Here is a 12,259-nt window from a genome sequence, read left to right on the forward strand (position 1 = left end):
TTCGTGAAAGGAGAGAAAGATGAAGATTGTAACTGTACTCGGTACAAGACCAGAAATCATTCGCTTAAGTCTAATTATTAAGAAGCTCGATCAATTAGCGGATCATCATGTTCTTGTGCATACCGGTCAAAATTTCACTCAAACCTTGAGTAATGTATTCTTTGAAGAACTAGATGTGAGAAAGCCTGATTATGTCCTTAACAATCAACAACAATCGCTAGGGAATCAATTAGCAACGATGTATAAAGAACTTGAGAAGATCTTCTTGAAAGAAAAGCCGGATAAAGTTCTTGTACTTGGCGACACAAATAGTGCACTTAGCGCTATCCTTGCTGAGAGAATGGGGATTCCTGTAGTCCACATGGAGGCTGGGAATCGCTGTTTCGATTGGTCTGTTCCAGAAGAGAAAAATAGAAGAGTTATTGATGCAATTTCAACATTTAACCTCCCATATACACCACAAAGTAGAGAGAACTTACTAAAAGAAGGAATGGCTAGCAACCGCATTTATGTGTCAGGTAATCCGATTTATGAGGTCTTGAAACACTATGATCATAAAATCGCTGTAAGCACGGTACTTGATAAATTACAACTAACAAAAGAATCCTATTTCCTTGTAACAGCGCACAGAGCAGAAAATGTAGATAATGAGAACCATTTATCAGAAATACTCAAAGCCCTTAACCTTCTTGCACAAACATACTCCAAAAGAGTGATTTGTAGTATTCATCCTAGGACGCAATCGAAGCTTAAACAGAGAGCTGATCTAACGATGGACTCTCTTGTAGAATTTCATGAACCATTTGGTTTCTTTGATTTCGTTAAGCTCGAGAAAAATGCTAGGTGTGTGTTGACTGATAGCGGGACTGTACAGGAAGAGTGTTGCTTATTTCATGTACCAACTGTGACCATTCGAAGAACGACAGAAAGGCCAGAGACAATCGCTTGTGGTAGCAATATTGTCACGGGATTAAATGCAAGTCACATTCTGCAATCTGTCAGCGTTATGGTGAGTCAATCACCACAGTGGTTATTTCCAGTAGGTTATACAGATGAGGATGTATCGGATAAGGTAGTTAAATTTCTAATGGGAGGGTTAACGATTGTTCCACAATAAAACAATATTAGTAACCGGAGGCACAGGTTCTTGGGGACATGAACTTGTGAAGCAGCTAGTAGACAAGCAGCCTAAAGAGATTCGTGTGTTCTCAAGGAACGAGTCAAGTCAGGTAGCGATGAAAAGAGAGTTTGACCAGCATAAAACATTAAAATTCATCATTGGTGACATTAAGGAAAAAGAAGCACTAATAGAAGCAACCAAAAACGTCGACTTTGTATTTCATCTTGCTGCTCTTAAACATGTACCAGTTTGTGAGGATCAACCGCTTGAGGCAATGAAAACCAATGTGATCGGAACGCAAAATGTGATCGATGCATCCATTTTAAATAATGTTGAGAAAGTTATTTATATTTCAACTGATAAAGCAGCAAACCCCTCTAATTTCTATGGATTTACAAAGGCGATGGGTGAACGACTTATCATTCATGCTAATGTTTTAAGATCCAACACGACTTTCGTTTGTGTAAGAGGCGGAAATGTTCTAGGTACGAATGGAAGTGTTATTCATGTGTTTAAAAACCATATTGAAGAGAAGGGTAAGATTGGGATAACGGATATGCGCATGACCCGCTTCTTTTTAACGATACAAGATGCCATTAAGTTACTATTTAAAGCAACTTATGAAAGCAAGGGCGGCGAAATTTTTGTAATGAAAATGCCTACTTGCAAAATAGTAGATCTTGCTAAAGTTCTAATTGAAGATTCTGGTAAAGAAAATGTGGACATCGAAGTCCTTGGCATCCGCCCTGGGGAAAAACTCCACGAGCTTTTATTCTCTGATTATGAAAGCCAAAGCACAGTCTATTATGATCATGAATATTTCGTCATTCTCCCGGCGATTTCAGTTGACGGTCTAAAAGAATATTATGCTTCCTTTAAACCTGTAGACCTAGAAAACTATAACTCTGGTGAAAACTTAATGTCTCGTCAGGAACTGAAAACATTGTTACAAAAGGGCGGGTTTATCTCATGAAAATGCTCGTCCTCGGTGGTAAAGGGATGGCCGGGCATGTCATTGTTAAGTATTTTAAGGAAAAAAAGGAATGGGATGTTGCTTATACCTCACGAGATCGAAACGATCTTGATGGTCTTTATTTGGACGTGTTTATGCAATCCAAATTAGAAGAACTAATTGATGATCTTAAACCGGATGTTGTTATTAATGCGATTGGATTATTAAATGATAACGCCAATCGGAATAAAGCAGCAGCTTTTAAAATAAACAGTCTTCTTCCTCATCAGATTTCTAAACTAACTGAGCGTTATGGGGGAAAGTTAGTTCACATTAGTACAGATTGTGTTTTTTCAGGCAAAAAGGGAGATTACACAGAGACGGATATGAGGGACGGCACTTCCATCTATGCGAAATCAAAGGCAGTAGGAGAGGTGATCAGTGATCGTCACCTTACGATTCGAACATCAATTATTGGTCCTGAACTAAAAGAAGATGGGATAGGATTGTTTAAATGGTTCATGGACCAAAGTGGTGAGGTTAAAGGCTATCAAAAAATGCTCTGGAATGGGGTAACAACTCTTGAGCTAGCAAAAGCGATTGACGTCTTGCTACAAGAACAAATCGTAGGACTATATCATCTTGGAGCAGATAAGAAAATTTCAAAGCATGATCTATTAATTACGATTCAGAACGTCTTTCAGAAAAACGATGTTGTGATTGTTCCTGATGACGAAGTTGTACTGGATCGCACGATAAAAAATACAAGAACGGACATTCACTATCATGTTCCTCCTTACAAAGAGATGTTGATTGAGCTGAAAAACTGGCTTGATCATGAATGAAGAATGCACCTACTATTCTTATAACGGGGGCATCAGGTTTCACTGGCCAGCATGCGTGTCAGCATTTCGTACAAAAGGGCTTTCACGTAATTGCGGTCGTACGAACACATCACTTTAATCTTACAAGGGTTAAAGTCTGTAAATGTAATGTTATTGATAAATGTGAGGTTACTGCATTAATTAGTAAAGAGCAACCTGATTTTGTCCTCCATCTTGCAGGACTAAATTCAGTTGCTGCATCCTGGGCGGACCCTGATCAATCGATTGAAGCAAATGTTCTATCCACGCTCTACCTTCTTGAAGCGATACGTAAAGAATCTCCCAATACGCGAATAGTGGTTGCTGGATCCGCATTACAACACGACTTCATTCAGGATGGACACCCGCCGCATCCTTATAGTCTTAGCAAATCGATGCAAATGATTATAGCAGAGAGCTGGGCTAGTTTATATCAGCTGAATGTAATCATGGCAAAACCTTCCAATTTAATTGGTCCTGGTAATTCGAATGGTGTTTGCTCTGTCATCGCTAGGAAAATCGTTCAAATGGAAGAGAATCAGCAAATGGCCGGGAAACTTTATTTGAATGATTTATCCATCCAAAGAGATTTTCTAGATGTTAGAGATGTTATTACAGCATATGATTTATTATTGCATTCTGGAGAAATTGGGAAAGTATATGAAATTGGGTCAGGCAATAGTCATTCACTTGAAGAAATTGTTACCCATATGAAAAACTTAACCAAAATAAACATCACAGTTGAAGCTAAAGAAAACAGAAATAACGAAAATAAAGTTAAGATGACCATTAAAGATATCAAAGCTCTAGGCTGGACTTCAACGCGATCACTACATTCATCACTTAGCGACACGTTGAACTATTATAGAAATCGTCCACTTGAGCAATAAGGAGGGGAAAGCGGTGGAAAAAGTATCAATTATTATTCCTTTTTATAATTGCGCTTACGTGGACCGAGCGATTAATTGTGCACTTGCGCAAACGTATACAAATATTGAAGTAATTGTCGTTAATGATGGATCGAAAGTAAACGAGGAGAAGCTAACACCTTTTTTGAACAAAGTTCGGTATATCAAGAAGGGGAATGGTGGCACTGGGAGTGCATTAAATACCGGTATTCGAGCAGCAACAGGTGAGTATTTTAGTTGGTTGAGTTCTGATGATTTGTATAGGCCAGACAAAGTAGAGAAACAATTGAACTTTATGAAACAACATCAAGCTTCTGTTAGTTATTCAAATTATGTTCTAATGGATGAAAATGATAAACCTAAAGGCGGTAATGTAGGTGTTTCGTTTCCAAGTCGACTTCAATTCTACAAAACGTTGAGAGCTGGATGCCCTATTAATGGCTGTACAGTTATGATGAAAATGAATATATTTCAAGAGGTCGGATTGTTTGATGAATCTCTTAAATATGCACAAGATTATGATTTATGGCTTAGAGTCGTACAAAAGTATGATTTTCATTACGTTGAAGAACCACTTGTGTTTTATAGAGTGCATGGAGAGATGGGTACCAAAAAGCATGCCGCTGATATTCCGAGAGAAATTAAGCTTGTTCGAAATCGACATAGAAAATCACTATTGGATCTGATCTCAAGGGAGACTTCACCATGAAATTCACATTTCCAATATTGACGCTTTGTAAAGGTGGTGCACAGCGAATGCTTGCTGAAGTGACTAACGGACTTGTTGATAAGGGACATGAGGTTATTATTCTCATGCCACCTCAAGGCGATGTTGAATTTAATATCAAAGCAAAACTAGTCAGGACAAAGTCCAGCATGATTAGCGAATCGGATTATCCTGTTAGTGATGTAATTGTCTCGAATTATTATTCAACGGTTCCTCAAGCTCAGCAGGCAAGCATAAATGGAAAAGGAGTGCATGTCCGTTTTAGCCTATGCTACGAGCCTGCTTTCTTGCCAGATAATCATATAACTTTCCCTACGTACCATGTAACGCCACGCATGATTGTTTTATCTAAATGGCACCATGATTTAATTAAGTTAAACCACGGTATATCAGGTGAAATTGTACCAGTAGGTGTTAGCTCTTCGTTTAAGAATTTGAACATAAGGAAACCAGACGATCGACTAGAGGTATCTGCTGTTATTCGTAAGGCTGAAGGAGGTTTTTCGTGGCATAGAGAGCAGGCTTACTTAATTCAACAGCTTGAAATGGTGAAAAACCGCTATAACCATATTCAAATCAACCTCTTTTGTCCTCCGGCCGAATTAGCTAGCTCATCTGATCTCCAAAAGCTGAAGAAAAACGGGAAATTTAGGTTCTATACACCAGCAGACGATACAGAACTATGCTATCACTACAATCAATCAGATATCTTTGTAAATTCATCAACTTACGACACAGCTTCACTACCTGGACTTGAATCGATGCGATGCGGAGCTGCACTTGCAACAACGTACGCAGGTGGGAATGCCGATTATTGCAAGCACGAACAAAATTGTCTCACTTCATATAGGTACGAAAATAAACTTTCAGAAGATATTTTGCGACTCATCCATAACCCTAAGTTGCGTGAAAAATTAGCTAAACAGGGAGAACAAGATGCTGCTGCATGGACCTGGACGAGAAGCGTTAATCTTTTCGAACAGGCGATTACTAAACTAGTTACGATTAAAAATTAAGTAGATGATAATTAAATCAGAATACCAGCAGAACAATCACCTTCCAATGCGAAAGGTGATATTTTTTGTTAATTAATAATCATTTAACCGTACTAGTAATGGATTAATCCTGTGAGGGCTTCCATGTTACTTTTCCACAGGATTTGCAGCCGGATTTTGGTATAGGTTTTGCGGATTGACCTCTTGGACGCCGCTTGGCTTGTTTATAAAGAGCTTGTATGTCCTTTTTCTTCACTAGGATCCTCCTTGTCAAAGAGTGTAATGGTACACAATAGTTTATTCAACAAGAAGGAACGGAGTGTCATAATGGTTATTTTTTATAATGGAACGGTTTGATGATTGATGTTTGTTTAGAGTTGTTCTGAAACTTGAAAGGGTTAAATTTCTCTTTATGATCGTTATCTTTTGGTTTAAATGGGTTAAAAGATTCTTCGTTATACTCTTCTTTCATCAGGCTACGGCTCTTTGAGGCAGAAGTTAAAGCAGACGGCGGTTCAGGCCATTCCTCCTTTACTTGCTTGTTAGGGTTTAGCAGAAAGTGAGCAAAATCAGCGTTAATCCCCAAAAGTACACTTGATACGAGTTCTTCATAATCTATAATCGAGATACCTGATACTGGTTGAAATGAAGAACGGAGGAAAGATTGAATAATTATATAACTCAGCCACTCGACAATGTGCTGCTTCTCTCTAGGATGAACGACAAAATTATAGGAAGAGCTTTCAACTGGTAGCCAAATCCTCTTATGGATAGCTTTCTGTAGATCAGCTGATTGCGTTAGCAAAGGTTTCATATTATAGGTCATGTTCATTATTGTAAAGGTGATTTGAGAAGTAGGAATATCCTCAAAAGAGACAGTAAGAGAAAGACTTAAATGTTGTTCTTGCTCTTCTCCAGACACGGATACGCCAGTGTGTTGAAGAGCAGTAGACACTTCTCTGATTACTTGCTGTTTCAATCCTCGAATTACAACATCACAATTTGCTAAACCGGGTAGAATTTCGTTTGTTTCTTCATCAAGCAATAGACCCCAATAAGGCAAGATGTAGCTGAGATCCACTTTCTTTTCCTCAGGCAGTGAAAGTATTCTTTTCTTTTTCCAATAAATCGGTATCATCAGTTATCCACTCCTTGATAATGGAAGTTGAATTGAACAAACGGTCAAAACACTAGAGATTCCTATATATTGATTGTTGAAAAGAAGACACAAGTAGACTTTTAGAAAATTTGGGCAGCCTATACAGTTGCAAATCTTAGCTATCTCCATAATATGTAGGGAATCAACCTATAATGTGAAAGAAAGGAAGGAACGATATGGGTCACAAACCACATAAGAAACGCACCGTAGCTACAGCTGCTAATAGCTTGCAGGACGAGTGCATTCGCGTTCAAAAAGTATACGACTGGGTGACCGATCAGCTTTCTGTAAAGAAGACGATTGAATTTACAGATAGGCAGCTTAAAGAGATCGAATGCGCCATGGAAGATCCCAGCCGACGTCCGCTTCGTATTGTATGCAATACACCTGAAGCGCCTCCATTGTTCCCATTAACAGGAAGCGAACACACTGGAGATGATTTCTTCTGTGAACAAATTGGAGAGAAGAGAGATGTTAGCGTACCTATTCCTGGAGGAGGGTTCGCAGATGCTCAGCTAGTTGATCTCCTCTTTACGACAGATGTGAAAGTTAAAGTTGTCGATCGTCATGGGAAGCTCGTTACCCATTTAGATTGCAATGCATCTGTGCTCGAATCATTTGTCCTTTGTTTCCCGAGCGGGACTCACCTTTACTGCAGAATTACGAAGATTGTTTGTCGAATTCCTTCAGGAACTGTGCTATTAAACTGTCCTGCTCCACAATCATTTGATCTTGAAGTTATCTTCTGTGTAGATATTCAAGTTGAAGCTGAAGTTAAGCTAGAAGTGCTTGCTAAATTCTGTTCACCTCGTGATAATGACTTGATAGCACCTGACTTAATCGATGAATGTCCGACAATTGAATTCCCAGAACAATGTCCTGATATTTTCCCGCGTCCAAACTGTGATTGCTCATTAAGTGGGGAAGCAAGTGGTGAAACGGACTCTGATGAAGAATCAGGTAACGTTACATTAAAAGTTAATATATGTGATGATTGTAGCCTGAATGGTAGCTCAATGAAGCTCAACTTCCATGATACAGACTCAAGTGATGGAAAGCGTGACTTTACTTTCACAGCTACTAGCTTCGATCAAGATACGCTTGAGTGTCATGAGTGTGGCGAAGGATTGAAGTTCATCATCGAAGGATCAGGAGAAACCGATCGCGGTCGAGAGCTTGATTTCAAATTAGCAGTTGTTGACTCTGAAGAAGATCAATGGTTCGAAGTGCATTTATTGAATCGTCGAGGCAAAGTTGTATTTAATTCTGGAACAGTTGAAGTTGAAGAAGGCGAACTAGCAGTTGACGATTGCATTAGTTTTGAAGACCTAAAGTACAAAAGGCAACCATAAATGAAAAGTGCAGGAGAACGTATCCTGCACTTTTTTGTTATGAAAAGAGACATTCCTTTCATACATATATAATAGCAGGTGAGCTTCGGGTAGGGAGGGGGAGGAACAATGCAGGGAGAAAAGCTTAGCTACTCTCGTCTTATCACACGTACAAAATACTTTCAGGAGAAGTCATTGGAGCTTGAGAAAGAGCTCATTTTTGCTAATGATCAAATTTCTTCGCTTGAAAAGCAAATCGAAACAAGCAAGGAAAATGATGATATCATTATTCACTTAAAAGAAGAATTGAGTATGCTTAAGAAGGAGCTCGAAAAACAGACCGGTGAGCATGCACTGTTACAGGCCGAATTAGAGGCAAAACAAGAGACTGTCTTCCAAAAAAACGGATCCGAATCTCAAGCGAAAATTAAAGGTTACGAAGACCTTCTTGCGGCAATGCAAATTGAAATTAATGATAAAGATAAACGCCTTCAGCATTATCAGGGCAGAATTAAAAATCTTGAAAAACGTGCTCAGTATCAGGAGAACCATCCTATAAATGAAGATGAAGAGCAAAATGAAACCGTAGATGATCTGTATGCGATCAGCTATTTTAATACGTCACTCATTCTGGATAAAAAACACTCCGTCATTATACGGGGTGATTTGCATATTGAGAACTGCGGAAAGAAGAATTTACGCAATCCACTAGTATGTTTCCGTTTTCGACCAACTGAAACGGCTGTATTAAAAGGGAAAATCTATCCGATTGAACAAGCTGAAACACGCTCACTTGACTACAAGGAAGGTGTTCAATGGGTATTTCCAGATCATGACTGGTTAGAAAAAGCAAAGGATAAAGGTGAAATCTGGATCTCACCACTTCATCCCGTTACGTTAGTGCCAGGAGAGCAAATTGGTATAAAGAGTTTTCAAATTCCAATCAGGTCTGAATTTAAAGAGCCTGTTATCGTTGAAGGATTTGTGTATTTCCAAAAAGAAAACTATCGAATTAAGGTTTCAAATCAAATTGTTATTAGTTTTTAAAAGAAAAAATGTGCCCATACCCAGCTCCGTCAACCTGCATAGGATACAGTGTATGAGGAGTATAATTCTGGGAGGGGAAAGCATGTCTGAGAAGAAACGAAAACCAAAGGTTATTCATGTAGATAAAGTGATTATTAAAGCAAATGAAGTTATTATTCAAGATGATAAGGATGATCACAGAGGAAGAGATGAGCGAGGTCAACGTCAAGATCCTTGGTGGTATTTCGGCGTTAATGATGTAGATAGTGAGGACGATCGTCACAGAGAATACAAAGATGAAGTCGCAGGAGAAACAGAAGAGAAAGAAGACAAAGGTGGTTTTTCTTGGTTTTAAGAGCAGAGTAATCTGCTCTTTTTTTGTTTTCTTTTAATCCAATTTCTGTATGTACACACCTTCATCCTGTTTCCACTCAAGAAGCAGCACTTCTTCAGGATGATCAATATGATGTTCTTTTAACGTTTTATAAAGCCACGCTTCATTTAAACCAGCTTCTTTAAGATTTCCATAGTCCACTTTTCCATCGGAAATGATAGACACAGATAAATACCCTCGAGTCGCTTTAAGATTAAAGTCCTGCTTAGTAGCTTCTTGATAATCCGATTTCTTTAAGATACTAATGCTTCCATTTGTTTCGAGTATGGCAAACTCCACTTCTCTCATCGAAAATACATCTTTCTGTCTTAGGAGATTTTGAAGTTGGTTAATATCGAGTTTATTCTTCTTAAGCTGTTCGCGTATGATTTTTCCATCATGAATGATGATTGATGGACTTCCTTCAAGAATAGAACGTGTACCGCGAAATTTCTGGGTCAGCCATTCCACGAAATAAATAAGCACTCCCCAAAGAAACACAGCGTACAAGATGGAGTAGATATTAACATGCTTATCGTAAATCGCATTTCCTACAAGCTCACCAAGAACGAGGGAAGAAATAAAGTCGAACGGTGTGATTTGTGTTATCTGCGTCTTTCCAAGAGCTTTAGTTAATATGAGTAATGCTAGGAAACCCACAAGCAGCTCCATGGTTATCGATCCAATATTCAAAGGATCACCTTCTCCGTTTCAATTTGCTTCCTTAGCATGTGCGAAAGAGAGGTGAAATACTTATGAAGCAGTTTTTTTTTGATTACCAAGAAACTTGAATGTAAACTGAATCAATTCAAAAAGGTGCTTAAATCGTTTAAAAAAGAGCGATAAAAAAAGACACTGGTATTCACCAGTGTCATAGCTCTTTCGTCATTGTAACGTGAGGAATACCTGCGTCCATAAATTCTCCAGAAACCGTTTCATATCCAAGCTTCTTGTAGAACCCGACCGCAGTCAATTGAGCGTTAAGCTTCGTTTTGGAAAGTTCCAATTTCTTTGCTTGTTTTTCAATTGTATTCATTAGCTCTTGGCCTAGTCCTGTCTTTCGATACGATCTCAACACGCAAATGCGTTCGACTTTAGCCTTTTGATCCAACACTCTAATACGACCAGCAGCCACTGGGGTGCTATGATCATAAGCTACGAAATGAATCGCATCTTTTTCATGCTCATCAATTTCAAGATCAGCCGGAACGTTTTGCTCTTCAACAAAAACGGTATACCTTACTTTGAAGGCATCATCTAACTCTTTTTTCGATTCAACAACCTTAATGACCATTAGCGCACTTTGCCGAGGTGGAACGTTTCAAAAACAGTCCACATTCCGTTCTCAAGCTGGTACAAAAGCTGGAATCGATCAATCAATTCTTCATGATTTACTTCTTTCATTTTCATACTGCCATATACGTCTGAATGCTCATCATCCGAAAGGTTTTGAGCGATTGTTATGTGAGGGACGAAGTTATAGTCCCTCTCTGACAACGCTTCTTCAGGATTCAACTGTCGATGTAAGTCATCTAGCACTTCGTTATCCTTCACTTTAAGGTAAATGACATTATTAACAGGATTAAAAGATCCAACTTTATAAACATGCAATGAAAAAGGTTTCGATTCGTCAGAAATTTTGTGTAGAACAGGTGTTAGTTTCTGAATCTCTTCTTCTGTTGCTTCAAAACCTTCCCTGAGCGTCAAGTGTGGTGGAATGAGCGCATAATGCGGATCATAACGTTTACGGTAGGAGTTAGCAACGTCTTGTAGTTTTTTCGATGGGAAAATTGCAATGCCGTATTTCATATTCCATTCCCTCCTGGTTGATGTACTCGATTGTCAAAGATGGACGAGTCATATAATGTTCCATTTATAATTATACCAAAAATTCAAAAATAAGAAATGGTAGAGATACTTACAGTTTAAACATGTGCATAAGCGCACGCTTCATGTCTGGCTGCCAATTCTTCCACAAATGGCCACCCTCAAATTCATCATAAAAGTAATCAAAACCCTTATCGTTAATAATCTGATTTAACTCACGATTTGGATCAATAAAGTTCTTAGTCTTACCATCAGTTGTAGGGACTTCCGTTTCCTCCGTTCCAATAATGTGATAGAGGTCTATTAGCTCGGGTTCAGAGAAATTCTTCACTTTCTCCATCATTTCCTCATTCACGAATGGCGAATGAAGAATGGCTTTCCCAAATGTACGCGGGTAATCAAGTGCAGCCCGTAATGCGACTGTTGCAGCGAGCGAATCACCAATTAAGGCTCTTCCATATCCAAGATGATATGTTGCATATTCCTTATCTAAATATGGAACAAGTTCATTCGCAAGAAAACGTAAGTAATCATCACTCTGCTCACCATCGGGGTGATACTTTCTCCAACGGTCTTCAACACTCTTATACGGTATGCCTATAATAATTAGTTCTTCAATCTCATCATTCTCAATTAGCTCATCAGCCGTGCGACCAAGTCTGCCTAATTGAAAGTAATCGCTACCATCATTTGCGATAAGAAAGGAATATTTATAAAGCGGTGAATAGTTGTAAGGTAAGTAGACCTGAAATGGAATTTCTTCTTTTAGATAATCACTGTATATCGTTTCATCTTTGTATGTACCTCTGTTCATGTCACTGCCTCCTGAATCGTCGTTGAAAATTTGACGTGAATTATAATCACATTAGATCAATAAAACAAGATGGATAAGTTGATAAAAACGTGCTAACATGTTTGGTTTGAAATTTTCACTTTATTTGACAATGCAAATTTCATAAGTGATATAATGATTTTAAC

Annotated in this window: 14 protein-coding genes; 9 read left to right on the forward strand and 5 right to left on the reverse strand. The window is 38.6% G+C overall.

The features are described from left to right. Positions 1–19 precede the first annotated feature (19 nt). From wecB to JI666_RS00730, 6 genes are read left to right on the forward strand one after another with little or no spacing between them, the layout of a single operon-like run. On the forward strand, positions 20–1,117 hold the full coding sequence (wecB, locus tag JI666_RS00705; RefSeq protein ID WP_206887838.1) for a non-hydrolyzing UDP-N-acetylglucosamine 2-epimerase: 1,098 nt from the start codon (positions 20–22) through the stop codon (positions 1,115–1,117). After that, positions 1,104–2,093 (forward strand): polysaccharide biosynthesis protein, encoded by a 990-nt coding sequence (locus tag JI666_RS00710; RefSeq protein WP_206887841.1) that lies wholly within the window; start codon positions 1,104–1,106, stop codon positions 2,091–2,093. Before wecB ends, JI666_RS00710 begins: the two co-directional genes overlap by 14 nt. Further along, positions 2,090–2,917, forward strand: a complete 828-nt coding sequence (locus JI666_RS00715) for a dTDP-4-dehydrorhamnose reductase family protein (RefSeq protein WP_206887844.1) — start codon at positions 2,090–2,092, stop codon at positions 2,915–2,917. Before JI666_RS00710 ends, JI666_RS00715 begins: the two co-directional genes overlap by 4 nt. Beyond that, positions 2,914–3,825: an SDR family oxidoreductase gene (locus JI666_RS00720; RefSeq protein WP_206887847.1), complete on the forward strand. Its 912-nt coding sequence runs from the start codon at positions 2,914–2,916 to the stop codon at positions 3,823–3,825. Before JI666_RS00715 ends, JI666_RS00720 begins: the two co-directional genes overlap by 4 nt. Before the next feature lie 13 nt (positions 3,826–3,838). Continuing rightward, complete coding sequence (locus JI666_RS00725; RefSeq protein WP_206887851.1) at positions 3,839–4,552, forward strand: glycosyltransferase; 714 nt, start codon at positions 3,839–3,841, stop codon at positions 4,550–4,552. Continuing rightward, positions 4,549–5,586, forward strand: coding sequence for a glycosyltransferase family 4 protein (locus JI666_RS00730; protein WP_206887854.1), 1,038 nt, complete (start codon positions 4,549–4,551; stop codon positions 5,584–5,586). The genes JI666_RS00725 and JI666_RS00730 overlap by 4 nt, the downstream gene beginning before the upstream one ends. Before the next feature lie 310 nt (positions 5,587–5,896). Here JI666_RS00730 and JI666_RS00735 read toward each other — a convergent pair whose 3' ends face one another. After that, entirely contained in the window at positions 5,897–6,703 is an 807-nt protein-coding gene (locus JI666_RS00735; RefSeq protein ID WP_206887856.1) for a hypothetical protein, read from the reverse strand. Between the two features lie 197 nt (positions 6,704–6,900). On the opposite strand from JI666_RS00735, the gene JI666_RS00740 reads away from it, so the two are divergent. From JI666_RS00740 to JI666_RS00750, 3 genes are all read left to right on the forward strand, one after another. Then, positions 6,901–8,076 carry a BMQ_0737 family morphogenetic spore coat protein gene (locus JI666_RS00740; RefSeq protein ID WP_206887858.1) on the forward strand — a complete coding sequence of 392 codons (1,176 nt, stop codon included), beginning with the start codon at positions 6,901–6,903 and terminating at the stop codon, positions 8,074–8,076. A 108-nt stretch (positions 8,077–8,184) separates the two neighbouring features. Beyond that, positions 8,185–9,102, forward strand: a complete 918-nt coding sequence (locus JI666_RS00745) for a hypothetical protein (RefSeq protein WP_206887860.1) — start codon at positions 8,185–8,187, stop codon at positions 9,100–9,102. Between the two features lie 82 nt (positions 9,103–9,184). Then, entirely contained in the window at positions 9,185–9,436 is a 252-nt protein-coding gene (locus tag JI666_RS00750) for a hypothetical protein (protein WP_206887863.1), read from the forward strand. A gap of 33 nt (positions 9,437–9,469) precedes the next feature. Here the strand turns inward: JI666_RS00750 and JI666_RS00755 are convergent, their stop codons facing one another. From JI666_RS00755 to JI666_RS00770, 4 genes are all read right to left on the reverse strand, one after another. Continuing rightward, the gene (locus JI666_RS00755) at positions 9,470–10,126 is read right to left on the reverse strand and encodes a DUF421 domain-containing protein (RefSeq protein ID WP_414635124.1); all 657 of its coding nucleotides are present in this window, start codon (positions 10,124–10,126) and stop codon (positions 9,470–9,472) included. Positions 10,127–10,325: 199 nt separating this feature from the next. Then, entirely contained in the window at positions 10,326–10,748 is a 423-nt protein-coding gene (locus tag JI666_RS00760) for a GNAT family N-acetyltransferase (protein ID WP_206887868.1), read from the reverse strand. Beyond that, positions 10,748–11,263: a YjcG family protein gene (locus tag JI666_RS00765; protein ID WP_206887870.1), complete on the reverse strand. Its 516-nt coding sequence runs from the start codon at positions 11,261–11,263 to the stop codon at positions 10,748–10,750. The genes JI666_RS00760 and JI666_RS00765 overlap by 1 nt, the downstream gene beginning before the upstream one ends. A 109-nt stretch (positions 11,264–11,372) precedes the next feature. Beyond that, positions 11,373–12,095 (reverse strand): alpha/beta hydrolase, encoded by a 723-nt coding sequence (locus JI666_RS00770; RefSeq protein WP_206887874.1) that lies wholly within the window; start codon positions 12,093–12,095, stop codon positions 11,373–11,375. Between the last annotated feature and the right edge of the window lie 164 nt (positions 12,096–12,259).

The sequence above is a fragment of the Bacillus sp. NTK071 genome (genome assembly GCF_017303315.1).
Taxonomy (GTDB): domain Bacteria; phylum Bacillota; class Bacilli; order Bacillales; family Guptibacillaceae; genus Guptibacillus.